Source organism: Mycoplasma sp. (ex Biomphalaria glabrata) (assembly GCF_001484045.1).
Lineage (GTDB): Bacteria > Bacillota_I > Bacilli_A > Mycoplasmatales.
Genome location: NZ_CP013128.1, coordinates 166,283 through 192,150, shown reverse-complemented (window position 1 = coordinate 192,150; position 25,868 = coordinate 166,283). Strand labels below are relative to the sequence as shown.

32 protein-coding genes and 1 other RNA gene (1 of these 33 cut by a window edge) are annotated in these 25,868 nt (G+C 27.8%); 32 read left to right on the top strand and 1 reads right to left on the bottom strand.

All coding sequences use genetic code 4. From position 1 onward, the window contains the following. Positions 1 to 5 precede the first annotated feature (5 nt). From ffh to ASO20_RS00565, 22 genes are all read left to right on the top strand, one after another. Positions 6 to 1,331, top strand: a complete 1,326-nt coding sequence (gene ffh, locus ASO20_RS00665) for a signal recognition particle protein (RefSeq protein WP_085055995.1) — start codon at positions 6 to 8, stop codon at positions 1,329 to 1,331. 74 nt (positions 1,332 to 1,405) lie between these two features. Further along, positions 1,406 to 2,245: a hypothetical protein gene (locus ASO20_RS00660; RefSeq protein WP_085055994.1), complete on the top strand. Its 840-nt coding sequence runs from the start codon at positions 1,406 to 1,408 to the stop codon at positions 2,243 to 2,245. A gap of 92 nt (positions 2,246 to 2,337) precedes the next feature. Then, a complete protein-coding gene (locus ASO20_RS00655; RefSeq protein WP_085055993.1) occupies positions 2,338 to 3,084 on the top strand; it encodes a hypothetical protein in 747 nt (248 codons plus the stop codon). A 113-nt stretch (positions 3,085 to 3,197) separates the two neighbouring features. Next, complete coding sequence (gene rpsP, locus ASO20_RS00650; RefSeq protein ID WP_085055992.1) at positions 3,198 to 3,461, top strand: 30S ribosomal protein S16; 264 nt, start codon at positions 3,198 to 3,200, stop codon at positions 3,459 to 3,461. Beyond that, entirely contained in the window at positions 3,439 to 4,197 is a 759-nt protein-coding gene (gene trmD / locus ASO20_RS00645) for a tRNA (guanosine(37)-N1)-methyltransferase TrmD (RefSeq protein ID WP_232297037.1), read from the top strand. The genes rpsP and trmD overlap by 23 nt, the downstream gene beginning before the upstream one ends. Then, a complete protein-coding gene (rplS, locus tag ASO20_RS00640; RefSeq protein WP_085055991.1) occupies positions 4,187 to 4,543 on the top strand; it encodes a 50S ribosomal protein L19 in 357 nt (118 codons plus the stop codon). The genes trmD and rplS overlap by 11 nt, the downstream gene beginning before the upstream one ends. An 87-nt stretch (positions 4,544 to 4,630) precedes the next feature. Further along, positions 4,631 to 5,950, top strand: a complete 1,320-nt coding sequence (locus ASO20_RS00635) for an FprA family A-type flavoprotein (RefSeq protein WP_085055990.1) — start codon at positions 4,631 to 4,633, stop codon at positions 5,948 to 5,950. Between the two features lie 10 nt (positions 5,951 to 5,960). Beyond that, entirely contained in the window at positions 5,961 to 7,133 is a 1,173-nt protein-coding gene (locus ASO20_RS00630) for an NAD(P)/FAD-dependent oxidoreductase (RefSeq protein WP_157061693.1), read from the top strand. 324 nt (positions 7,134 to 7,457) lie between these two features. After that, positions 7,458 to 7,679 carry a hypothetical protein gene (locus ASO20_RS03015; protein WP_232297036.1) on the top strand — a complete coding sequence of 74 codons (222 nt, stop codon included), beginning with the start codon at positions 7,458 to 7,460 and terminating at the stop codon, positions 7,677 to 7,679. A gap of 40 nt (positions 7,680 to 7,719) precedes the next feature. Continuing rightward, positions 7,720 to 8,130, top strand: coding sequence for a hypothetical protein (locus ASO20_RS00625; RefSeq protein ID WP_085055988.1), 411 nt, complete (start codon positions 7,720 to 7,722; stop codon positions 8,128 to 8,130). Next, entirely contained in the window at positions 8,131 to 9,519 is a 1,389-nt protein-coding gene (locus tag ASO20_RS00620) for a nicotinamide mononucleotide transporter (RefSeq protein WP_085055987.1), read from the top strand. Between the two features lie 33 nt (positions 9,520 to 9,552). Continuing rightward, a complete protein-coding gene (gene mtaB / locus ASO20_RS00615; protein ID WP_085055986.1) occupies positions 9,553 to 10,875 on the top strand; it encodes a tRNA (N(6)-L-threonylcarbamoyladenosine(37)-C(2))-methylthiotransferase MtaB in 1,323 nt (440 codons plus the stop codon). Then, a complete protein-coding gene (locus ASO20_RS00610; protein WP_085055985.1) occupies positions 10,875 to 12,764 on the top strand; it encodes an NAD(P)-binding protein in 1,890 nt (629 codons plus the stop codon). The genes mtaB and ASO20_RS00610 overlap by 1 nt, the downstream gene beginning before the upstream one ends. 2 nt (positions 12,765 to 12,766) lie before the next feature. Next, positions 12,767 to 13,615 (top strand): ribosome biogenesis GTPase YlqF, encoded by an 849-nt coding sequence (ylqF, locus tag ASO20_RS00605; RefSeq protein WP_085055984.1) that lies wholly within the window; start codon positions 12,767 to 12,769, stop codon positions 13,613 to 13,615. A 64-nt stretch (positions 13,616 to 13,679) separates the two neighbouring features. Beyond that, the gene (locus ASO20_RS00600) at positions 13,680 to 14,393 is read left to right on the top strand and encodes a hypothetical protein (protein ID WP_085055983.1); all 714 of its coding nucleotides are present in this window, start codon (positions 13,680 to 13,682) and stop codon (positions 14,391 to 14,393) included. 86 nt (positions 14,394 to 14,479) lie between these two features. Further along, positions 14,480 to 15,556, top strand: coding sequence for a ribosome biogenesis GTPase Der (gene der / locus ASO20_RS00595; protein ID WP_085055982.1), 1,077 nt, complete (start codon positions 14,480 to 14,482; stop codon positions 15,554 to 15,556). Beyond that, positions 15,532 to 15,804: a hypothetical protein gene (locus ASO20_RS00590; protein WP_198140238.1), complete on the top strand. Its 273-nt coding sequence runs from the start codon at positions 15,532 to 15,534 to the stop codon at positions 15,802 to 15,804. The genes der and ASO20_RS00590 overlap by 25 nt, the downstream gene beginning before the upstream one ends. A 4-nt stretch (positions 15,805 to 15,808) precedes the next feature. Further along, complete coding sequence (locus ASO20_RS00585; RefSeq protein ID WP_085055980.1) at positions 15,809 to 16,960, top strand: NAD(P)H-dependent glycerol-3-phosphate dehydrogenase; 1,152 nt, start codon at positions 15,809 to 15,811, stop codon at positions 16,958 to 16,960. Further along, a complete protein-coding gene (locus ASO20_RS00580) occupies positions 16,887 to 17,168 on the top strand; it encodes an HU family DNA-binding protein (protein ID WP_085055979.1) in 282 nt (93 codons plus the stop codon). Before ASO20_RS00585 ends, ASO20_RS00580 begins: the two co-directional genes overlap by 74 nt. Positions 17,169 to 17,247: 79 nt before the next feature. Then, entirely contained in the window at positions 17,248 to 17,970 is a 723-nt protein-coding gene (locus ASO20_RS00575; protein ID WP_085055978.1) for a zinc metallopeptidase, read from the top strand. Positions 17,971 to 18,006: 36 nt separating this feature from the next. Next, entirely contained in the window at positions 18,007 to 18,294 is a 288-nt protein-coding gene (locus ASO20_RS00570; RefSeq protein WP_085055977.1) for a flavoprotein, read from the top strand. Next, positions 18,294 to 19,040: a type III pantothenate kinase gene (locus tag ASO20_RS00565; protein ID WP_085055976.1), complete on the top strand. Its 747-nt coding sequence runs from the start codon at positions 18,294 to 18,296 to the stop codon at positions 19,038 to 19,040. The genes ASO20_RS00570 and ASO20_RS00565 overlap by 1 nt, the downstream gene beginning before the upstream one ends. Here the strand turns inward: ASO20_RS00565 and ASO20_RS00560 are convergent. Then, entirely contained in the window at positions 18,987 to 19,514 is a 528-nt protein-coding gene (locus ASO20_RS00560) for a Holliday junction resolvase RecU (protein WP_085055975.1), read from the bottom strand. The two genes, ASO20_RS00565 and ASO20_RS00560, sit on opposite strands and share 54 nt — an antisense overlap. Before the next feature lie 46 nt (positions 19,515 to 19,560). On the opposite strand from ASO20_RS00560, the gene ASO20_RS00555 reads away from it, so the two are divergent. From ASO20_RS00555 to ASO20_RS00510, 10 genes are all read left to right on the top strand, one after another. Continuing rightward, complete coding sequence (locus ASO20_RS00555) at positions 19,561 to 19,929, top strand: DivIVA domain-containing protein (protein ID WP_085055974.1); 369 nt, start codon at positions 19,561 to 19,563, stop codon at positions 19,927 to 19,929. A 36-nt stretch (positions 19,930 to 19,965) separates the two neighbouring features. Further along, an RNA gene (rnpB, locus tag ASO20_RS00550) (RNase P RNA component class B) lies at positions 19,966 to 20,302 on the top strand. 113 nt (positions 20,303 to 20,415) lie between these two features. Next, positions 20,416 to 21,249 (top strand): hypothetical protein, encoded by an 834-nt coding sequence (locus tag ASO20_RS00545; protein ID WP_232297035.1) that lies wholly within the window; start codon positions 20,416 to 20,418, stop codon positions 21,247 to 21,249. A gap of 13 nt (positions 21,250 to 21,262) precedes the next feature. Next, on the top strand, positions 21,263 to 21,757 hold the full coding sequence (locus ASO20_RS00540) for a hypothetical protein (RefSeq protein ID WP_085055972.1): 495 nt from the start codon (positions 21,263 to 21,265) through the stop codon (positions 21,755 to 21,757). Positions 21,758 to 21,843: 86 nt separating this feature from the next. Continuing rightward, a complete protein-coding gene (locus ASO20_RS00535; RefSeq protein ID WP_085055971.1) occupies positions 21,844 to 22,164 on the top strand; it encodes an HPF/RaiA family ribosome-associated protein in 321 nt (106 codons plus the stop codon). A 75-nt stretch (positions 22,165 to 22,239) separates the two neighbouring features. Further along, positions 22,240 to 22,839 carry a DJ-1/PfpI family protein gene (locus ASO20_RS00530; RefSeq protein ID WP_232297034.1) on the top strand — a complete coding sequence of 200 codons (600 nt, stop codon included), beginning with the start codon at positions 22,240 to 22,242 and terminating at the stop codon, positions 22,837 to 22,839. Positions 22,840 to 22,845: 6 nt separating this feature from the next. Then, positions 22,846 to 23,547 (top strand): CDP-diacylglycerol--glycerol-3-phosphate 3-phosphatidyltransferase, encoded by a 702-nt coding sequence (gene pgsA / locus ASO20_RS00525; RefSeq protein WP_198140237.1) that lies wholly within the window; start codon positions 22,846 to 22,848, stop codon positions 23,545 to 23,547. 7 nt (positions 23,548 to 23,554) lie between these two features. Further along, on the top strand, positions 23,555 to 24,019 hold the full coding sequence (locus tag ASO20_RS00520; RefSeq protein WP_085056489.1) for a CinA family protein: 465 nt from the start codon (positions 23,555 to 23,557) through the stop codon (positions 24,017 to 24,019). Between the two features lie 32 nt (positions 24,020 to 24,051). Then, complete coding sequence (gene recA, locus ASO20_RS00515; protein WP_232297032.1) at positions 24,052 to 25,041, top strand: recombinase RecA; 990 nt, start codon at positions 24,052 to 24,054, stop codon at positions 25,039 to 25,041. A 64-nt stretch (positions 25,042 to 25,105) separates the two neighbouring features. Further along, positions 25,106 to 25,868 carry the 5' portion of a TIGR00282 family metallophosphoesterase gene (locus tag ASO20_RS00510; RefSeq protein ID WP_085055968.1) on the top strand. It continues 29 nt past the right edge of the window, so only the first 763 of its 792 coding nucleotides appear in the window; the start codon lies at positions 25,106 to 25,108; the stop codon falls past the right edge of the window.

Below are 25,868 nucleotides of genomic sequence, written 5' to 3'. Positions count from 1 at the left end.
GTATTATGTTTGATTTTATTTCCGAAAAATTTAATAAGTCTTTAGAAAAACTAGGGAAACATAAGACACTAAAACCAGACGATGTAAATCAATTATTAAAAGATATAAGAACGGGTTTATTGGAAGCTGATGTAAATATTAAAGTTGTCCGTGAATTTATTGATAAATTACGTTCAGATATTTTGTCAAAAGATTTATATAAAAATTCAGGGGCTCAATATCAGATTAAAAAATTAATTCATGAGGAACTGTTCAATATTTTAAACCAAAAAAGACACGATTTAAATCTTTCTAACTTTCCACTTAATATTATGTTTGTTGGTTTGCAAGGAACTGGAAAAACAACATCGGTAGCAAAATTGGCTAATTATCTAAAATCAAAATATCCAACTAAAAAAATTTTATTAGTGGCGTGTGATATTTATCGTCCAGCCGCAATCGATCAATTAAAAACATTAGGTGAATCCTTAAATATAGAAGTTCTTGAAAAAGGAACGAAAGTAAATCCTGTTGATTTAGCGAAGGAAGCCTATCATAAATCTCATTATGAAGGTTATGATATTGTGATTTACGATACGGCCGGAAGATTGCACACCAATAAAGAATTAATGGATGAATTGCATCAAATTAAGAAGATTGTAAAACCAGCAGAAACAATTATGACTATTGATGCACTATCTGGGCAAGATATCATTAATGTAGCTCAAACATTTCATGATGCTATCGAATTATCATCATTTTTTATTACTAAACTAGATGGAAATGCCAAAGGTGGAGCCGCAATTAGTATTAGCTATTTAATGAAGTTACCAATTAAATTAGCAGGTACGGGAGAAAAAGTAGGAGATATAGAAGTATTTAATCCTCATAGAATAGTTAATCGTATTTTGGGTCTTGGAGATATTGAAACATTAACTGAAAAAATTGAAGAAGCGATTGATTTAGATAAACAAAAAAAAGATGCTAAGAAATTTATTGATGGTAAATTTGATTTTGAAGATTTACTAGATCAATTAAAACAAATGAAAAAATTAGGTAAGTTAAAAAATATTATGAAATATATGCCGAATATGGGGCAATTAGGTAATGTTGATTTTGATGAAGCTGAAAAAAAATTGAAATTATTTGAAACCTTAATTAGTTCAATGACAAAAGAAGAACGTAAAAATCCAAAACTTTTAAAAGAACCTTCAAGAAAACAAAGAGTTATTAAAGGTTCTGGAAAAACAGCTCAAGATTTTAATAAATTGATGAATCAGTTTGAACAAGCTAAAACTTTAATGAAGCAATTTAAAAACATGCCGAATAATCCATTAAATCAACTTAAATAATTAAAAAAAGTTGTTTTTTAATTTCTTTTTTAATTATAATTAAAACAATATGTGTAAACATATAAAGGGGAAACATGAATTGACAAAATTTTGAACAATCGTGTTGAGTTGCGCTTATTTTTTGTGCGTTTACAACAGCGATTTCTTATATATTTCAAGTAGTTATAAAACTACGTAATAACAAAGATGTAGATAAAACAGTTTATTTAGATGATGTGAAATATTCACAATTATCAATCCATAATGCAAGATGATTAAGCTTCTTTTTTGTATTATTAGGATTCATTAGTATTATGCAAGGTTTTAATATCGAATTATTAAGAGGAGATATTATCATTGGAAAAACCGTTGCTCATTTAATTCCAGCAAACTTATCAGTTGCAAAAACGCTATTTGTTGTGGGAGCAGTATTTATGGCATTTATTGGTTTAAATTGCTTATATTTATCAGGAACAATTATTTACTTAAATAGAGCATCACAAGGAAAAATTAAATTTTTATCTTCTTTCGAAGCTTGATTAGAGTTAGTACTAGGTGTTTTTCTAATATTAATTTCTATTATATGAGGATATTATGGATTTGAAATGAGTTTGCAGTTTGATGATGCAAGCTTATTACCTCCTATTGATTTAAATAAATTTAAATTAGCAGTACCAGATCCAAACTTTGTTTCAAATGTGACATTAGTTGCTTTTATTGTTTCGATAATTGCTATTCTAACTGCATTTGGATTTGTTATTGTAAGTTTAATGTTACTAATGAAAGCATTAAAAACAACTGATAAAGTTAATAGATGAACACACATTGCAAAATTTGCTCATGCTCTTGTTTTAACAGCAACAATTATCGTTTTTATGTTAATTTTATTGGCTGAATGGGAATTCCCGATGACGTCGCATAATATATTTGCATAAATTTAATTTCAATAAAAAATGCCATTGTTTTGATGGCATTTTTTGTATAAAATTAACAAGGTATTTATAACCATAAAGAAAGGAAATTAAAAATGAATATTACTCATTTTTTTGAGGCACAAAGTAATCAAACATTCACTGATTTATCTAATTGGGGATGATTTTTACAAGGAATTTTTTCAATACTTGTTGTAATTTTTTTTAAATTATATTCAGTTATTTTATCTAAAACTGAAGTTGAAAAATGAAAAGCAGGTCACGATATTGTTGCAATTAGATTTGCAAAGAAAAATGTATGATGATTAACGTTGTTTTTTGCAGCTTTAGCAATCGTATCATTTATACATGGAACTGTTGTTATTAGTTCTAATGTTAAACCGTTACCAACAACAGCGACAGCTGCTACATTAATCGCATTAATTGCAGCTATAGCTAATGTTCCAGGGTACTTCATTACTGCAAGAAATTTTTATAATGAATACAAAATTGCGAAATCTTCAATATATTTAATAGAATCGATTTTATCTATTTTTGTTGGATTATTGATAAGTGTATTATCGTTATTCTGATTGTTAGACGTTTTGGGCGTTTATGAAGGAACAATCAACGCAGTTGAACTTAAAAAAGGATTATTGTTAACTTTAGCTGCATTAGCTTTAGTTTCTTTCGCTCTTCATGCTTACACAATTTTTGAAAATTTCGTGAAATTTAGAAAATCAACAAATTTATTGCCATCAGAAAAATATGCTTTTTACATAGCAATTGTGCTAAACATTTTTTCAACACTGTTATTAGCATCATTTGTTTTAATTACATTATTCTTAGGTTTAAATATTTAATCAAGAATAATTGTTATAAACTAATTTATATTAAGTAAGTCAAGTAAAATTACTTGACTTATTTTTTTTTATTAAGTAAAATGTCCTTGTTTTTAAACAAGAAAGGAATATCGATGGTTAAATTAAGACTATGAAGAATGGGTGCTAAAAAGAAACCTGTTTACCGTATTGTAGCAATCGATTCTCGTGCTAAATTAAGTGGGGAATATATTGAACAATTAGGAACATTCAATCCGTTAAACGAAGATGTAAAAATTAGTGAAGAAGTAACATTAAAATGATTAAAAAACGGTGCTGAACCCTCAGACACAGTTCGTAAAATCTTATCTCAAAACGGAATTATGAAAAAATTTAATGACACAAAGACAAGTAAATAGTTTGGAAATAACAGTTTTAACTTTATTTCCTAAGTTCTTTGAAAATTTTGTTGAAAGTTCAATTGTAGGTCGCGCAATAAAAGAAAATATTGTTTCGGTTAAAATTGAAAATTTGCGTGACTATACTTCTTTAAAAAATAACCAGGTTGATGATTATTCTTTTGGTGGAAAAAAAGGAATGGTTATAATGTGTGAACCAATTTTTAATGCATTAAGTAAAATAGATCCACAACACGCATATCATCGTGTTTATCTATCACCACAAGGCAATGTTTTGAATCAGAAAAAAGCATTATCGATATCTAAATATAAAAAAATTTTGATTTTATGTGGTCATTATGAAGGTATTGACGAGCGAGCATTAGAGTGATTTGACGAGGAAATTTCAATCGGTGATTATGTTCTAACTGGTGGAGAAGTTGCGAGTTTAGTATTAATGGATGCGATAATTCGACTAGTTCCGAACGTGATTGCTACAGAATCTGTGGAAAATGATTCCTTTAGTGAGGATAATTTATTAGATTATCCACATTACACAAAACCTAGAATATTTCAGGGACATGAGGTGCCACCAGTGTTGTTGAGTGGTAATCATGCTCAAATAGATGAATGAAGAAATGAACAATCAGTTTTAAATACTTTTAACAAAAGAAAAGATCTTTGAGAAAAAATTAAAGACAAACCAAAATATCAACAAATAATTAAAAAACATAAAGGAGACAGTAATGAAAAATAAAATCATGTCAATTGTTGAACAACAATATAAAAATCCTAATCTAACTGATGTAAATGTTGGAGACGATGTAATCGTTTCAACAATTATTATGGAAGGACAAGGTGATAAAGCTAAACAACGTATTCAAAAATTTGAAGGAGTTGTTATCAAATTACACGGCGAAGGTGTTAATCGAACAATTAATGTTCGCAAGGTATCATACGGTGTGGGAGTGGAAAGAACATTCTTATTGAATTCGCCATTAATTGCTAAAATTGAAGTTAAAAATTCTAATAAAGTAAGACGTTCTAAGTTGTACTTCCTAAGAAATTTAACTGGTAAAAAAGCTCGTTTACAAAAAAAATAATCGCAAGATTATTTTTTTATTTTTAAAGATAAAAAATTTAATAAGTATTAAAATAAATAATAGAGTTAATTATATTAAGGGGAATATATGGAAAAATTAACAAAACATGATGGTTTGCATTCATTGCAACTTCGTGAAAATCTATGATATGTAGGATCTCAAGACCACGATATTAAAATATTTGATATCATTATGGTTACTGATTTTGGTACATCTTACAATTCATACATTTACAAAACTTCCGAAGGATACGTTTTATTTGAAACAGTTAAAGTACTATTTTATGATGAGTACATCAAAAAAATTAAGGAAGTTGTGGGGAATGATTTATCTCAAATTAAATACATTCTTGTTAACCATACTGAACCAGATCATTCAGGCAGTGTAGAAAATTTAGCAAAATTAATTCCGAATATAAAAATTATTGGTTCAAAAAACACAATTAAATACTTAAAAGAAGTAACGAACATCGATGATTTAAATACAGTTGAAGCAGTGGAAGGCAAAGATTTAAAAATTGGAAATTCAACATTTCAATTTTTAAATGTACCAATGTTACATTGACCAGATTCAATTTATACATATATTAAAGAAGAAAAAATTTTAGTAACTTGCGATTCGTTCGGTTCTCATTATGCTTTTGATGACATTTTGATGTCGAAATTACCACAAAACAAGTGAGACGATTATTTTAAAGCTTTTCAATATTATTACACAGCGATTTTTAGTCCGTTTAAAAAACATGTTCTATTTGCAATTGATAAAATAAAACGTTTGGATTATAACCTAATTTGTTGTGGACACGGACCAGTTTTAGATGAAAAAATTGACTTTGTTGTTAATAAATATAAAGAATGATCAACAGAAGAGAAAATTACTAAAAAAATTGTTGTAATTCCTTATTGCACAGCATATGGATACACAGCAATGATGGCTGCCGAGATTGAAAAAGGAATTAAAAGTGTAGATAAATCTATAAGAATTTATCCTTACCCAATTGATGTTGCTAATTATGCAGCAAAAAAACCAGAAATATTAACAAATATTGCCATAGCATCAGCTGTTGTTATAGGTTCATGTACTATTAATAATGATGCCTTGCCATTAGCACACGATATTTTATCAAGTTTATCCGCATGTAATCAAAAATGCAAAATAGGTGCTGCTTTTGGTTCGTATGGATGAAGTGGAGAGGGTGTTCCTAATTTAACTGCTCGTCTTGCTCAAATAGGATTTGCTACTATGAAAGGTTTGGCAATTAATTTTAAACCAAGTCAGGTACAATTGAAACAATGTCACAAGTATGGTGAAAAAATTGGTAATGCAATTATTAATGATTTACTAGAATCAGATGATGTTTTCAAACCTATTTCTCATAAAGCATGTTTAATGCAAGAACTTGATTAACTTAAATTATATGAATATATTAATTATTGGCGGGGGGGTTGCTTCAGTTGTTGCTATTGAAACGATCCGTAATTTAAATCAAGATGCTCAAATAACATTAATTTCAAAAGAAAACGTTTTACCATATAACCGAATAATGATAAGTGATGTGATAGGTGATCTAAAAGTTGCAGAAAGTGACGTTTTTTATTTACATAATCAGGCATGATATGATGAAAAAAAAGTCAATGTTCATTTAGGATTAACGGTTACATCAATTGACCCAAATGCAAAAAAAGTTCTAACATCATCAGAAACATTTAATTATGATAAGTTAATTATTGCAACAGGTGTATTGGTTGCTAAAGAAAACTATCCAGGTGAAGATGCAAAACATATTTACATGACTAGAAATTTCGAGGATGCTAATGTTATTCAAGAAATTTATAAAAAAAATTTTAAAACAGCATTAATTCATGGAGCTGGAGAAACTGGTATTGAAGTAGCAAGTTCGCTTGGTGAGCACGGAATAAAAATAACGCTTTTAGAGTATATGTCACGACCACTTGTTAATAATTTTTCAGAACAATTTTTACCAGTCATTATTGAAGATTTAAAAAAGAAAAATGTTGAATTCGTAACAGAAGTCCGCATAAAAGAAGTTGTTAAAAATAACCGCGGAGAATTTAAAAAATTGATTCTACAAGACGGAAGAAAATTAGAAGCGGATTGTATGTTAATCTCTTCAAGAACAGTTCCAAATGTTGATTTATTTAAAAATACTGATTTGAAGATCGGGTCGAACGGAATTATTGTTAACGAAAAAATGCAAACTAATTTACCAGATATTTACGCAATTGGCGATGTTGCTAATATCGAAAATAAACCTTTACGCAAATTGTGGGCTGAAGCTAGACTTCATGGGAAAATTGCAGGATCACATATTTGTGGAAAAGATGAATCATACATTTCATTAACTTTGCCGATTATGACATATATATTCGGGAGCAATATAACAATTGTAGGTAGATATCAAAATAAAAATGATAAATCAAAAGAATTTATTTTACCAACCATTAATAATGGTTATCACTTAATTTTCGATGAGAATGATAACGTAATATATGGATTAGCATGTAATAATCAAAAATTATCCCAAGCATTAATAACTAAAAAAGTTAATATTAATGATTACAAAAAATAAGCAAATTTTGCTTATTTTTTTATTTTTAAATAAAATTTTGTTCTTTTACCGCCATTTAATTCTGTTTTTATGTATATTAATAAAGTTATGCAAATGTCAAATGCTTCAAATTTTAAGAAATTTTCATGTTTTTTATTCACACAAATTGGAATGTGTTGTTTCCTTATTGGGCTTTTGGAACTGCTACATTATAATCCACTTTGATACATCACGTCTCATGTAATATTAATTAAACCTTTTGCCTGTATATGTTTAATTACTGCTGGATTTTTCTTGATCATTCTTGATTTAGTATTCTTATCATTAATCCGTAATACTTTTTGAATGACACAATTTGGCATCAAAATGGTAAAACAAGATGAACGAAGATTAGCCCATCGTACAGAAATATTATCCTATTGAGTATTACAATTTATTATTTCTGCCTTGATTTTCAATATTATTGGAGTAGTCTTTGTAATAATTGAAATTGTTTTTTTAGTTTTTAGAAGAATTTCGTTTTTTGAATTAGTTTGTAAATTTAGAATGTGTAAAGTAAAAGCATAATAATTAATTTGTTTTTTTATAAAATGTAAAATTAAAGAGAATGAAATTATTAACAAAAATGTTTAAAGTTTCATCATTTAACAAAATATGACATACATTAAGAATGCTTAAATATATTTCTCCGTTTATAATTCTTGCGGTTTTTATCTTAATTGCTTTAGAAAAAGGGCAAAAAAATTATGATGGAGGAAACATTTTTTCATTTTGATGATTTTATTTATCAATCGTTATTTTATGATTAGTATGAATGACTATTGGAGTAAAATATTGATGACTGGGACATATAATTATGTTAGTGATGACAGGACTTTGTATGTATGCTGGATTTGATTATTTAAGTGTTCGATACTTATGCATTTTTTGTGCTGTTTATGTTATTTTTTTAGTAGTTTTTGAGATTTTTTTTACACTAAGTGTTCTAGAAGCATCCAAAAAAAAAGGAAAAAAATAAATGCTGTGTATTGGATATGTTAATCCAAAAATAACTTGTAATATTTTAAAAAATATTTTCTTAGGTGATATTTGATTTTTAGGAATTAATTATCTTATTAAAGATATTTTATCGCTATCAAAAGCAATGCTTTTGTTTTTAGGAACATACTTATGCGTAGCTATTTGAGGATTAGTTATTAATTTACAAGAAGTAACTTCACAAACCACGCCATTTAGTATGTCGTTGAATTTGTATTACGCAATAAGTGCAATTTCCTCTATTACAAGCGTTTTTGGAATGTTTTTAGCGATGAAAGGAAAAATATCATCATTTTTTTGATACTTCTTTGCATGTTTATCCTTCATTCCGACGAGTTATGCCACTGGTTTTATGGGAGATACGCAATACGCAATTTTAACAACAACCACAGTTGTTGTTGCTTTTTGATATTGAAAACGAAATTATAATTTATCATTTTCACATGAAAAAATTTTAAAAATTAATCGCAAATGAAAATTAATAATTTTAGGACTTATTTTAATATTATTAGTTCCTTTTTATTATGAAATTAACTGACTTGATCATAGTTTTAAACCATTTATGGATGGAAATGGAAATTATTTACCAGAAGAAAATTCGTTTTTAAGAATCGGAAGCGATACTTTTAATACAACTTTGGGAATGGTAAGTGAAGTGCTATACATTATTGCTATCCCGGAACAATATATAATTTATTTATTTACAAACACATTAGAAGTTCTAAAATTTACAATAGTTTGAAGGGATTTTGCTGGAACTTTGCCAATTAATATTAATGAAGTAATAACGTGGATTTTTTCTATTTGAGTTGCATTATTAGGAATTTTAAATTGATACAATATTTTTGGATTTTCCGAAAAATGAATTAAATTTAAACAAAGAATTTCTAATTTCATTTTGAGTAAAAATTATTTAATTGTTTTACACAAGTTTGCTATTTTCTTGTTAAAGCCTATTATAAATTCCAAAAATAAATTAGCGAAAGATGTTATCCATGCGTCTGGTTATAAAAAGGAATTTATTGCTAGAGATACTCGTTTAATTTTATATTTGTTTTTAGATCTTGCTCTGATGTTATGAATTGGGTATTTTATTGTTGCTGATTATAATGCGAGATATTTACCATTTATCATAATTTCCCTAATTACTTCGCTATTATTTTTAAGTCTATTTGGATTGGCAGAAAATGAGTATGTGCACTCAAAATATAAAATTATTAATTGATTATTTTTAATTTTTTTAGAAATATCTTTGATTGTTCTACCGTTACAACCAGTCGTTGCTAATATCCTATTATCTTCAACAATTTTACTATTTGTATTATTTTGATTTGTAGGGAATAAAATTAAAATACCAAATTGGTTTTAGACTAAAACATTATTTTGGTAAAATTTCAATAATATGAAATTTGCTATTCACACACTTGGTTGTAAGGTTAATACTTACGAAAGTGAATTAATCCGTAATGATCTATTAAAAAATAACCTAAAAGAGGTTAATTTTAATGATGTTGCTGACTTATACATTATCAATACATGCACAGTTACAAATGAAAGCGATGTTAAAAGTCGTAAATATATTCGTCAAGCAATTAAAAAAAATCCACAAGCAATAATTTGCGCTGTAGGTTGCTACACTCAAGTTGCTAATGAAGAAGTAGCAGCAATTGATGGAGTAGATATTATTTTAGGAAACCATTTAAAAGGTGATTTTTATCTAATTCTTCAAGAGTACTTGGAAAAATATGCTAAGAATGAAATGCAGTTAAACAAAGTAAAAAACATTTTATTCGAAAAACACTTTGAACCAATGCTAGTTGATTATTATACTGATCACACAAGAGCTTTTGTAAAAATTCAAGACGGTTGTAACAATTTTTGTTCATATTGCATCATCCCTTATTCAAGAGGTGGCATGCGATCAAAAAATGCTCAAGCAATTATTCGTGAATGTCAAAATTTAGTTAATAAGGGATTTTACGAAATTGTTTTAACCGGGATAAATACAGGGGGCTACGGGGAAGATTTAAAAACGTACAATTTTGCTAATCTTTTAACAGATATTGAAAATCAAGTTATTGGTTTAAAGAGATTACGAATATCTTCAATTGAACCAACTCAAATTACAGAGGAAGTTTTAGAATTTATAAAGAATAGTAAGATTATTGCAAAGCATTTCCACATTCCAGTTCAATCTTGTTCAAACGAGGTCTTAAAACCGATGAACCGTCACTATACAATTGAAGAATTTATTAAATTAATTAAAAAAATAAGAAATTACATACCAGACGTGGCGATTACAACGGATTATATAACTGGTTTTCCAACTGAAACAGAACAACAACATGTGCAATCGATCGAAAAAATAAAAGAAATAGGTTTTTTTGAAATGCATATTTTTCCATTTTCTAAACGTCGTTTTACTCCAGCAGCTAAACTTCATGATATTGCTGAGAAATTTAAATTAAATCGTGTTAAAGAATTGCATAAACTAAATGATGAACTTAAAAATAGTTTTTTCGTTAAATTTGTTGGTAAAACAGTTGAGATTATTTTAGAAAATAAAGATATCATTATTGAAGGTCAACATTATCAATTCGGTCATTCATCGCAATACTTAAAGATTTTAATTCCGAGAAGTGAAAATAATAAACAACGAGAATTTATTAATGTGAAAATTAATAGAGTACACTATCCATATTTAATTGGAGAAAGGATTAATTAATGATTTATGAATTAAAAAATGAATCACAAGTTCAAAAGAAAGTTAAAAAAGTTAGAGAAACTACTAAATTTAACACAATTGTTATCGGTGGTGGATTAACTGGTTTAATTACTGCTTTGATTATCGCTACAAGGGGAACAAAAACGTTGATTGTTGACAAAAATGATTCACTTGGTGGCTATTATCAAACTTATACAAGGATTCATCAAAAAAATGAGTACAATTTTGATTGTTTTTGACCTCTTGATTTAAGTGAGTCATCCGAAACAAAACAACTTCTTAACAATTTAGAAGTTGGAACAAAAATTAAAACAATCTTACCTAAAGTAAAATTTGAATTAATATTACCTTCTAAAACGCCTATTATTTTTCAAAATAATTGAAAAAATAATGTTGCTCAATTAAAGCAACTGTATTCATTATCATCAAGAGAGATTGAAGAATTTTTTCAAGAATTAAAAAAATGTCACGAATCATATGATTATTTTCAAGAATACTCACAGCAATTTAAAACAGCAAAAGATGTAATTGATAAATATTTTATTCGCGATAATAATATTTGTTATTTCTTTGAATCATTTTGAATTTTCTTTTACTTACCATATAGCGAACTAGATGCCAAAATATTCATATACAATATGACCCATTATTTAATTGGGGGTTTTCATTTTGTTGAAGGTTATTCTAGAAAATTTATTGGTGTTTTAGAAGAACAAATGATTTCTTTAGGCAGCAACGTTAAAAAATCTTCCAAAGCATTGCAATTAAACACAAAAGGTGATGAAGTTAAAAGTCTTCTGGTATTGATGAATAATTCACCAAAGAAAATAAACGCTAGTCGTTTTGTTGCTGGAACAAGTATGAAAAATATTGCAAATAGTTTATTATCGACAAATAAAACAACTAGGGTAAATAATTACCGTAATTTTGCTAATAATGATGAGAAAGCATTAGTCGAAAATTATATCTTAGTTGGTTTAAAAAACCATCCTAAAGTATTTAAAATTTTTAGTCCAGTTTATAACATTATGCTTTCTTTGGGTTCAAAGTCTAATTGGAATTTTTTAGAGGAACGTGGTTACCAAGAGAGTCCGATTTTAATTTTTAATCAAAATGAGATTTATCCTCATGATGCTAATAAAAAAACAGGAGCATTGTTTATTAAAATTTGTAAAATGAATAATCAATTCTTTAATAAAGAAGAAATTAGTCTTTGAATTGAAAAACAATTAATTCGTTACTTCCCATTGATAAAAGGTAATATCGAATTTATTGAAGTTTTATCTCAAAATGACATTAAATCGCGTATTGGCGACGATAATGATACAACTTTCGGGAAAAATCATACTCATGAATTTGGTTGAAATAAACGTCCATTCGCAACACCAATGCAAAATTTAATTGCTTCAAATATAGATGGATTTCCTGGTGGGAGAGGAAACTCTGCCATCTTGACTTCAGCATTTTCATGTTCAGCTATTAATGTAACTTTACGTAAGCGTGATAGCTATACAGCGATTGATCACTATAGTCCAAAACAATTAGTTGACTACATTGCCAAAAATTATCAATTTGTTGAAAAACATTTAAATAAAACAATAGGTTTTACTTTAGATGAAAGATATCATTATCAGATTAAATTGACTAGAAATGCGGCTGTTGTGCGCGAAATGCCATTTGATAGCATTTTGCAATCAACATATTTTGTTTGAGCGTTTTCTGCCGTTTTAAAAGATTTATTGACAGGAAGAAGTACAATGAAAGTACAAGTTGCTAGTAATAAAATACGTGTAAAAGGTGGAGCCGTTTATTTTTCTAAAGTATTGAGAGAATGTTTTGGTAAAGCCTTTTTAAACTCTAAAAAAACAAAAAAAACAACTAAGGACTAATTTTGGAAGATATTAAAAAAACCTTAATTAATTGATATCCAGGTCACATGAAAAAACACTTTGACCTAACAAAAAGAAATGTTAACTCTTTTAATGTTTTTTTATTTGTTTTAGATGCTAGATGCCCTTTATCAAGTATTCATCCTGATTTAAAGAAAATTTTAAAAAATAAGCATGTAATTTACGTTATTGTTAAAGATGACTTAGCAGATCCGAAAATAACTAAATTATGACGAGAATATTTTGACAAAAATTACCCTAATCAATACTTATTTGCTAACTTAAAGAATCGCAAAATATGACCTGATGTTCGTTCTTTAATTCTTAAAAAAATTAAATTAGAACATCGTTTTTCTTACCACAAAATTATGGTTGTCGGGGTACCGAATGTTGGGAAAAGTAGTTTGATAAATAATTTATCTAATAAAAAATCAGCTAGAGTTCAAAATAGACCTGGTTTAACGCAAGCTTTTCAAAATATTAAAATTGATGACAATTTTGAAATTTGTGACACACCTGGTTTATTATGACCGAAATTTGAAAACGATAAAATTAGTCTAAATTTATCCATTATTAATTCTATTAAACGTCAAGTTTTACCGCTTGAAGAAGTTGTTGAGCAAATATTTAATTTCTTTAAGGAAAAATACCCAAAAGAATTTGCCGCAACTTTTAAATGTGAGACTAGTGATCTTGATGATTATTTAAAATGATTGAATATTGCTGCACAAAAATTTGGTTTTTATTTAAAAGGTCAAGAAATTAATTATGATCGACTGTATAATCATGTTTTTAATGTTTTACAGGATGGTAAAAAAATTCGTTTTTCTTTAGAATCCCCAATTAAATAATTTTATTTTCCATAAAAAAAATAATATTTTTTAATATTAAAGTATAGAAATATAAGGAGATAATATGGCGATAAAAGTTTCAAGAAGCGAGAAATTTTCTAAGTTAGCAGCATCGCTTGACGGCGAAAACAATAATTTTGTTTCTTTAGACGATAAATTAGAGGAAGAATTAACGAAAAATGATGGTGTAATATACGAATGCACTAGTCCAACCGGGAAAGCTGCCTTAGGAACAAGTGTACCACTTAACACCTTGAAATGTCACAAATCATTGGGTCACCTGAATAATGCATTACCAAATTTAAAAGAATTCTTAACGGATTGTAAAAGTGATGAGGCAAATAAAGTAAATGTTGTCTCTAAATATGAAACAATTCTAGATGATTCAAATTATGATTTTGCAGCAGAAAAAGAAAATCTAGAAGATAGTGATATTAGAATTGCAGATAATATACATGATAGCAATCACGAAATGGATGTTTTAATTGATAATATAAATAAAACACAAGTTATTTCAGAAGAGTTATTAATTCAAAAATCTATAGATGAACTTAAAAAGTTATATCAAGAATTAACATCTCACAAAATGGATAGCACAAAACAATTTTCTTTAGAAGCAATAAAAGAAACTGAAGACAAAGTTCGTATACTTGTTCGAAGCACTGAACGTAAAATTCAGACAAGTAAAAATGTATCAAATGAACTTGCTAGAGAATTTATGAATATAAAAGCGGATATAAATAATATTTTGAGTGATAAAATAAACCAAAAAAATTAGACCATACCGGCAGAATATATCTATGATCAACACTAGGAATAATTTTAGTTGTTGCAACTGTAGCTATTTCTATGATTAGATAATCAATGATGATTAATAATATAGTAGCGATTGTAGGAAGACCAAATGTTGGGAAAAGTACATTATTTAATAGACTAACTCAAACAAGAGATAGTATTACCCATGACGAACCTGGAGTCACTAGAGATAGAATCTATGGTGAAGTTAATTGGAAAAATAAAGATTTTATTTTAATCGATACTGGTGGTATTCAATTAAAAGAACATTTGAATTTTCAAAAAGAAATTAATATTCAAGCACAATTTGCCATTGATGAAGCTGATATTATTATTTTTTTAACATCATATGAAGATCAAATTGTATACGATGATGAATACGTTGCTAAATTATTAAAAAAATATCCAAATAAAAAAGTTTTTATTGTTGCTAATAAATTTGATGGAAATGATCAAAATCCAGAACAAGAATACTTATGAGAAAAACTAGGATTTGGCAAACCTTTTTTTGTAAGTTCATCTCACGGAATTAATGTTGGAGATCTATTAAACGCTATTACAAGTTATTTAGAAGAGCATGAAGCAAAACCGAATCCAACATCAGAATTTAGTTTTTGTTTGATTGGAAAACCAAATGTTGGAAAAAGTAGTATTGCTAATGCATTAGTAAAAGAGCAACGTTCAATAGTATCGGAAATTGCTGGAACAACAAGAGATAGTGTATATATTGACTTAGTGTATGACAAAAAACATTTTACCCTTGTTGATACAGCCGGGATTAAAAGAATGAACCGAGCACTAGATTCAATTGAGGAAATCAGTATACTAAAGACTAAGTTAGCAATTGAAAGATCTAATTTTGCAGTTTTTGTAATTGATGGTTCTCAATCATTGTCAAAAATGGATCTAGATATAGCAGCAACACTTAATGAATCTGAAAAACCTTTTTTAATTATCGTTAACAAATCTGATATGTTGAATGAAGCTGAAATCGAAAAAATTAAAAAAGAATTGAAGGTAAAATTAAATTATGTCGATTGAGCGCAAGTTTTTTTTACTTCTGCCATCAATAAAAAAATCTTCATAAAATATTTGAAGGGTTATATAACATTAAACAAAACTTGAATATACCAATTTCGGAATTAGAGTTATCACATTTAGTTTTGAATTTGGGATTTTTACAAGCTCCACCAAAAGTTAAGGGAAGAACTGTTAAAATTCATCAAATTAAGGTAATTAAAAAAGAATTAATGCCACCTATATTTTTGCTTTACGTTAACGATACGACACTAATGCCAGAATCATATGAACGATTCGTTTTAAATAAGATAAGAGTAGGTTTTGATATTAAGTATATTCCGATATACATGAAGTTAAAAAATTATAAAAGGTAATTAAATGGGTCAACGCGTAAATAAATTTTCCAAAATAAGTTTTTTGGGAGCCGGAATTTGAGCAACAGCATTAGCAAAAGTAGCGGCTGAAAATGGAAGCGAATGTTTATTGTGAACATTAGATGAAGTTCAAAAAAATGAAATTAACAATCAAAACACTAATGAAAAATTTGCAAAAAACATCAAATTGCCAAAAAATATATCAGCAACAACATCATTAGTAGATGTTTTAAAATTTTCTAATGTTATCATTATCGCTGTTCCTACAAAAGTTATTAAGGAAGTTATAGAAAAACTAAGTGAAGCTATTGGATCAATGAATTATAAGTTGGATAAAAAACTAACATTTATAATAATTTCTAAAGGTTTTAGTCCTACAGGAACGTTGATTTCTCATTATATTAAAGAGGTTTCTCCAAAAAATGTAACAGCAAACTTAGTCTCACTAGTTGGTCCATCATTAGCACAAGAAGTTCTAGATGAGAAACTAACATGTATTAGTGCTGCGTCTGAATCACCAAAACTTGCCGTAATGACCGCTAATACCTTTACAAATAATAAATACTTTCACGTGACTGTTGAAAAAGATATTGATGCTTGTTTAATGCTAAGCGCTTTAAAAAACATTTATGCAATATTTTCCGGAACTTTGTGAGGCTTAAATTATGAGTATAATACCAATGCCATTTTTATTACATTTTCATTAAACGAAATGAAATCAATTTTAAAACATTTTGGGTTAATGACAAAACTAACACATGGATTAGTTGGGTTGGGTGATATGTTAGTAACAGCAACTAACAAAAAATCTCGGAATTTTAGTTCAGGATATGAACTTGGTAAACTAAACGATTCAACTAGTATCCACGAATGAGCTACTCAAAATACGGTTGAAGGTTACACTGCATGTAAAATTATTGTAGAAAAGATAGGGAAAAAACATTTAAAGAAATTTCCAATCTTAGAGGCGATTTACGAAGTCCTATATAACAATCAAAATCCTCATGAAATAATGCATTCATTATTTAAAAATCCTATTTTTTTATTTTATAATCAAAAAAGAGTGAAAAGGGTTATAAATAATGAAAAAAATACAAACAAATCAAATTATTGCTGAAGTAGCAGAAGCTACTGGTTTAACAAAAAAAGATGTTAAAGAAGTTTTGGATGCATTAGAAAATAGTGTATCAAAACACTTAACAGAAGGATCAAAAGTTGTTTTTGGCGGTTTAGGTTACTTTAAAACAAGAAGAAGTGCTGCTAGAGAAGGAATTAATCCTTTAACACAAACAAAGATATCAATTCCGTCAAAAATTGTTCCAGGGTTTAGTTTCTCAAAAACAATTAAAACAAAATTAAACTAGAAAATACCGGAAACGGTATTTTTCTTTTTTATAGCGGTATGTTGTAAAATATTACTAATTTAATTCAAGGAGAAGCGATATGGATTTACAATCATCTCAAATGTTATCGATGCTTTTATTATTAACAACATTTGTCCTACAAATTTTTGTTCACTTTTGGTTTAAAAATGCAGTTAATAAATATTCAAAAATGACTGCAAGAAACGGAAGAACAGGTTATTCAATGGCAATAGAGATGCTGCAAAAACATGGAATTTATGATGTTCAAATAATTCAAGGAACAAATTTTTTATCAGATTGTTATAACCCAAAAAATAAAACAATTACTTTATCACCTGATGTTTATCATGGTAACAGTATTATGGCTCAAGCTGTTGCTTGTCATGAAGTTGGTCATGCAGTTCAATGACACAAAGGTTATGAAGCAATATCAATCAGAAATCTTATTTTACCAATAGCTAATTTTGCCTCAAAAGTATTATGATTTTTATTTATTTTATTATTTTTAGGAATTTTTTTAAATTTTGTTAGTTTTAGCGGAATGATAACTATTATTATGGGAATCGTTATTGCGTTAGGTTGTATAGCTATTTTTCAATTAGTTACCTTACCGATTGAATTTGATGCATCTAAGAGAGCTAAAGAATATTTAAAACAAAACAATTTTTTAACTCAAGAAGAATTTCAAGGGGCAAAAATTGTTTTAAACAGAGCAGCTATGACTTATGTAATCGCTTTTATTTCTACTATATTAACAATCGCTGCTTATATAATAAGATTTACAGCCTTGGCACGTAGATAATTTATGGCCAAAGGGCATTTTGTTGTTTTATAAAGTATGAAAAAAATATTAATTATTGCTAGCGGGAGTGTTGCTCTAGTAAAAACACCTACTCTTATTCAACTACTTAAAACAAGGTATGAAATTAGAGTAATAACAACAGATTGCGTTAAAAATAACTACAAAAATTATTCTTCCTTAAACTCAATTAAAGAAATTTCAAATCTAGAATCATACCCACAATCACATATTGAAAATGCTAAATGAGCAGATTTAATACTAGTCGTTCCAGCCATAGCAAAGAAATTAGAATTAGCTAAATTGATTTGTAAGGAATTAAATTAATGAAAACAATATATTGTGATATTGGAAATACTAATATTAAATTTATGGCATGTAATGATAAGAAAATTAGTTATCACATTATCCCTACAAAAGACAAAAAGTATTTCAAAAACGGTTTTTGAAATAATTTACCTAGTTGACTAACTAATGATCAAGAAATTAGATTAGTAATTTGTTCAGTTGTTCCAGAGATTTATAGCAAAATTATTTTAGAAACTAAAAAAATTTCCAATATTTTAGAAATTGTTAATTTAAATAGGGAAAATATTAATATAAGAATTTGCACAGATAATCCTCATCAAGTTGGAACTGATTTACTTGTTTTAGGATTTTTTGTGGCCCATCAAGTAAATAGCGGCATAATTGTAAATATGGGGACAACTACAACTATTTCATTTATTAAGGATAAGGAATTTTATGGGACAGTGATTGCTCCTGGATTGATGATGTCGTTAGAAGCGTTAACTAAGAATGCTTCACAACTTAAAAAAATTGATATATCTACGTGTGAAAAATTTATTGGAAAGAATACTATTGAATCTGTTTCAATTGGTGTTATTAATGGACACGCTTTGATGATAAAAGCGTTAGTTGATAATATTGCTAGTGATGTTCCAGTATATTTATCAGGTGGAAATGCTTTTTATGTTAGAAAATTATTACCTCAATATATTTATGTAGAGCAAGCTACATTAAATGGTATGAAAACAATTGACGAAAATAACATTCAAAAAATTTCAAATTAATTTAACAACTTCCTTTTTAATAACTCTTTCCAACTCTCAAGTAGTGGTTGGATTAGTTGATACATTATTAATTTGTTTAAAGTTATTAGAACAATACTCAAAGTTTAGTTTTTGGGGAACCTTAAAATCTTTAAAAAAATTATAATTTGTGTAAAACAATACATCTTTATTTTCGAAATATATAAATACACAACTTAATCCATTTGACTCAACTGTTTTCCGTAAAAAGGAGTGCTGATTTTTAGAAATTTTATATTTATTAAAACCAATCGGGTTACTAGTGCTTTTTAATTCTATAGCAATAAAAATACCATTCATTACACCTATAAAATCACAAGATATTTCATTTGAGAAATTTTCATGGTTTTTATTTGATTCATAGTAATCTCTAACTCTAAATAAAGCTAAAGTTTTAAATCCATTATTTTTAAATTTAATAAACATTTTTTCAATTTTTTTACCATTTTGTAACATAATTATTATTAGTTGATTATTATTAATATATAGAAAGAAGATTATTATGTCAGTGCCAATTAAAGATGACCAAGTTTCTAACTTATCAATTGATGATATAACGAATAAAGAATTTTCTATTGAACTAAAAGGGTATAATGTTCGCGAAGTTAATGCCTTTTTGGATATCGTTATTAACGATTATCACATTATGAATGAATTGAATCATTCATTAAAAATGCAATTAGCAACAGCAGAAAAATATAACCGTGAATTACGTGAACGTTTAAATCAATTGACTCATGAGAATAATACTATCATGGATCACACACAAAACATCCAAAGTGGAAATTATGGAAATCTAGATTTAATTAAACGTTTATCAAAATTAGAAGAGATAGTTTTTTCTCATACTAAACCTATTCCAAAGAAGTAGGTTTGGTCTAAAAACTCAAAAATAGTATAATAGTATAGCAAAGGTTCATCGCTGTCTTTTAACTAGGCAGAGGAAAGTCCAGACTCGCACAACCTGAGATGGTAGTAGTTTTTATGCTAGGTTAAAGAATAAACCTAGGCTAAAGTAATTTAGACGGCTGACGAATATGCTAAGGATTTATATCTATGCATTAGTAGTCTATAAAAGTGCAAAAGAGACGAGCTTAATTAGAAATGATTAAGGTGGAACGTTGTAAACCCCATAAGCGAGCAACCCAAATTAATGGTAGGGGCAGGCAAACTAGGAATTTAACGATGTTTGTTGGTAGCAATACAAGATAAATGATGAACAAAACAGAATCTGGCTTACGTTTGCAAAAAAAACACCCATTCGGGTGTTTTTTTATTTTTTATGCAAGTGATATAATTAAAAAACATTTTGGAGTGAAAGATGAAATTAAATATCCACAAATTATTGAACGGCTACATGATATTAAAATGAGCAGGAGTTATTTGATCAATTGTTGGACTAGTTTGTTTAATCTTAACTTACATTGGCTCACAAGCTGTTGGTGTACAATTTTCACAAATACAATTTATTATCTTAATAATTTTTTATGTAATGTGATGTTTTTCATATATGAATTTAAATCAAAATAATTTTATGATGAGATTTAACTTCATTTTTTTAGCAATAGATGTTTTCTTTTCAATATATTCAACTTACATTAGTGCATCAACACTATTTCAAATAAGTGACATGGGTGGTCATATTATTTATAAAATTGCTGCAATCGCTGCCATTTCTGTAACAGGTTTGTTTTTATTGGCAACCGCTACTTTCATTTTTTTATTAAAGCACGGTCATAAAATTATGAAAATGGCAATTAAAAATGAAATGAAAAAAACAACGTCCGTTCGTTTAGCGAAGAAATCAAAAATACAAGTTCACAATTTTACTGAACGCATTTTATTCATCGAAATTAAAAATTTATATCCAAGTAAATATAGTCAAATTTATCTAGCTGCCATTATTGCTAAAGTTGTACCAATTGATAAATTATCAAGTTGTCAGTATTTAATCGTTTTAAACAACAAAACTATTCAAAAAATTTATTCTTTTAAAGAAGAAAAAGCGATTATTATTGATCAAAATAACATTGCTGAAATTAATGAACATTTTCAAATTAATTTAACAAATGGTGATTTAAATAAATTTATTTTAAACGTAACTAAGTTAAATGTTCCAACTTATTTAACAGAATTGATTGGGAAAGAAGTTGATATTAATAATGAAAATGAAATCAACTTTACTTTTTAGTTAAAATATAAGCATGGGTCATAGTAAAAAAATTTACCAAGTATTCTTAATCATTTTACTTGGATTATTTATTACAAACATTATTATTTATACCATTCAAGCAATTACGCAGTTTAATTTTTTTAAAGAAATTCACACTCAAGATTTTCATTGATTTTTATCATATGTAATCTCTGGTGGTATTTTTACCATCATTGGCACATTTTGAATTATTGTGATGATAATGCGTTTACATCGTTGCGCTAAACTATCGTCAAATATTTATTATCTTGTCATACTAATACTTGTTATCATTGCATGCGCTTCAACAGCTTTCATTGTTATTGAAAACCATGATTTCCATAATAAACTTATTAAACACGATTTTAGTTGAGAATTAAATGTAACACTAATTGCTTTATATTTTACCGAAATTAGTTTACTAATTATTCTTTGATTAACTGATCATGTTTTCGAGCAGGTTTATCACCGCGGATTGAGCGAGAAACTTTCTTTAAAATCACAGTAATAATCAGTGATTATTTAGGTTAAAAATTTAATATTTATTTATCAAAAACCTTTTTAAGTATAATTAGATTATTAAAAGGGGTATATATGATTTTTAATATTCATTCAAAAAACTATAACTTACAAAACGATACTACAAATTTCATCAAAGAAAAAGTTAAAAAAGTATTAGATGAACACGAAATTACTTGTGAAGATGACAAAGTAAATGTAGAAATCGAATTATTAAAAGAGAACAATTTCGAAGTAAAAATGAGTTTATGACTAACAAGAGCAAATCACCACAATTTTAATTCAGTAGGGCATCATCAAGTTCTAAGTACGGCTATATTAGATGCTATCAATAAAACAGAAACACAAGTCACACACTATATTGATAAAAACTATAAAAACAAATTTAAAAATTAATTTTTCTTTTTGTAAATTTTAAACTTTCATCATTTAAACTAATAATAGGTATTAATTTCAATGGAAGGTTGATCTATGGTTAAAAATAATTTAAATGCTTTATTCTTGGTAGGGGATGGTTTTGAAGATATCGAGTGCATAATGACATTAGATATATTAACTCGTGGGGGAGTTAAATGTTCAATAATTAATGTTAATGATGAAGTAACGACTACTAGTGCTTCAAAAGTAACGATTGTGACGGAAACACTAACAGCGAATGTTGATTCGATATATGACATTGTTATTGTTCCTGGGGGAAAATCAGCTAATATAGTTGCTAAGTCACCAGCCGCAACGAACTTAATTAAAAAACATAATGAGTTAGGTAAATGAACTGCTGCTATATGCGCAGGACCAATTGCTTTATCACGTGCCGGTATTATTGATGAAATAACTATTTCATGTTATCCTAGTGAATCAATTACTAGCAGCATAAAAAACGCTAAAATAACAAAGGACCATTTAGCTATTAATGAACAAAAGAAAATCATAACAGCAAAAGGGCCGGCTTCAGCAACTGTTTTTGGATTAGCGATTCTTGAATTATTGACAAGCAAAGATGTTGCTCATGAAGTTGGTAGATCAATGTTATTTGGAGTGGGTAAAATCGATTTAGATAATTTTATTGAATAGTGTTAAATGATGAACAATTTTAAACAAGTATTTCCGAATGCATTAACAGTTCTAAGAATGATTTCTTTCTTGTTAGTAATTATTTTCCTAGCTATTGCGGCTAGCGATATTGCAAGATTGGAAGAATTTCATTACATTAAAAGCGGCGATAATGGATTTACTTTTTGAATAGTGGCAGGCGCAATATTTACTTTCTCAGCTGTTACCGATTTTCTTGATGGATATTTAGCACGCAAGTGAAATGTTGTTTCTACGTTTGGTAAATTTTTTGATCCAATTGCTGATAAATTATTAATTAATTTAACATTAATTGTGATGGCATATTATTTTCCAAGAATGGTGCCGATTTACATTGTTGTTATTTTTATCATGCGTGACACTATTGTTGATGCGTCAAGAATGTTTCTAGCGTCAAAAGGAATCATTTTACCAGCTCATTTCTCTGGGAAATTAAAAACAGTGTGACAAATGATAGCTATTTTAATCTTATTTTTTGTGACACCTTTCATTGTTGAAGTACTACCAATTAAACCTGACGGTGCAAGAAAAGATGCTGAATTAGCGATTTATATTACTCAAATTCCACTATTCATTTCAGCATTATTTAGTATCATTAGTGGATTTCATTACGGGCAAGAAGTTTTTAAATATATTTTGACCAATGTAAAGAAAAAACCTAAAAAACAAGTTGCAAAAAATAAAAAATAATTCTAATATGATTAATCAAAAAATTTTTGACATTTTAAATACTCATAATGAAAATGTATTTACATGCGAATCATTTACACTCGGTAAACTAGGTTATTGTATTGGAATAGTTCCTGGTTCATCAAAAACTTTTTATGGGTCGATGTGCATCTATCAAAAGAATTTTAAAAACACAACATTAAACAATCAATCAATTAATGTTTATTCACAAGAGTATGCGCAAACAATAATTAAAGAAATAGCGAACCAAGTAAATTGTCGTTTTTACATTTCAACGACCGGAAATGCTGGGCCAATTAGTGAAAAAAACAACGAGATTGGCAAATATTACTACGCTTTTTATGATCGCAATAAGAACCAAATGAACTCTTTCGAACGAAAAAGTTATAAGAACAATCGCGAATCAATAATTAATGATGCTATTGAAAACATTTTAAATGATTTTTTGATTTGACTTGAAAAAGTAATTTAATCAATTTTTCGCTAATTTTGATTGGTGATAAAATGATAAATACAAATATGACAAATAATCAGGATAGTTTAAATAATGTAATTTTAGAGATGGAAAAAAAATACGGCAAAGGATCGGCTGTCTTTCTTGGCGCTAAATCTAATAATAGTGTTGAAAGTGTTTCAACAGGGATTCCAAGTCTAGATAATATTATTGGAGTAAAAGGTTATCCTAAAGGAAGAATTGTGGAAATTTACGGTCCAGAATCATCTGGCAAAACAACTATCGCTTTACATGCTGTAACGCAAGCGCAAAAAGAAGATAAAGTTGTTGCATACATTGATCTTGAAAATGCCCTAGACCCAAAATATGCTCAAGCAATTGGTGTCGATTTACAAAATATGATTATTGCTCAACCAAATAGTGGAGAACAAGCTCTAGATATCGTTGAACATTTGGTTAAAAATAATCAAGTTGATCTAGTAATTATTGATTCAGTAGCTGCACTTGTACCGGTCGTTGAATTAGAATCAAACATGGAAGACCAACAAATGGGAGCTCAAGCGCGTTTAATGTCTCGTGGTTTGAGAAAAATTAATGCTGCTCTTGCTAATTCAAAAACAATTGTGATATTTATAAATCAACTTCGCGATAAGATTGGAATTATGTTTGGAAATCCAGAAGTTACTTCTGGAGGTAAGGCTTTAAAATATTATTCTTCGCTACGAATTGATGTGAGAAAAGATAAATCGATTAAGGATGTTGAATTAGTAACAGGAAACTATATTAAAGCTAAAATTGTAAAAAATAAAGTAGGGATTCCGTTTTTGTCAACAACATTGCGTGTGAATTATGGCGAAGGAGTAGATATTTTAGAAGATATTATTAATGAAGCGGTTACTAAGAAAATTCTTGTTAAAAAAGGCTCTTGATTTTCTTATATGGATAAGAATATTGCTCAAGGTATTGATCGCTTGAAAGAATATTTAAATAATGACCAGGAATTTAAAAATAAAATAAATCAAGAAATTAAATGCGATTAATCGCATTTTTTTTATTACCTAGTGTATATAATTACATTAAGAATAAAATAGAAATGAACTCACTATGAATATATTAATTATTGGCGATATCTTTGGAAATGTCGGAAAAGAAACAATTGAAAAATACTTAGACATAATTCGCAAAGACAATAATATAGATTTTACAATAGCAAACATTGAAAATTTGACGAATGGTAAAAGTATTGATAAAAAAGATTACCAATGATGTTGTGAAAAGAAATTTGATGTTTTGACATCAGGAAATCATATATTAGCGAATCGTGAAGTCAATGAATTATTAAGCACAAAAAATAATATCCTTCGCCCTTTAAATATGGGTCCTCATTATCTAGGTAAAGGAACAGAAGTTTTTAAATGAAAAGATAAATCGATTCGTGTTTCTAATTTGCTGGGGAAAACTTTTATTGATAAATCAGATAATCCATATCATTACATAGAAGAAGTAATAAAAAATGATAATTCAGATTTACATATTATCGACTTCCATGCAGAAGCCACAAGTGAAAAAATTTCACTAGCGTGATTTTTAGACGGTAAAATAACAGCATTGTATGGGACTCATACGCATGTTCAAACAGCGGATGAGAGACTTTTACCAAATGGGACAGCCTTTATTACTGATATCGGAATGACAGGACCATATAATTCAATTATTGGTGTAAATCCTGATGAAGTTATTAGTCTACAAAGAACTAACATTCCAATTCGTTTTAAGAATGCAATAGGTGAGGGTATCATGGGTTGCATTATATTGTGTGTTGATAATAAAACAAACCAAGTTATCAAAATTAAACGAATATTAATTA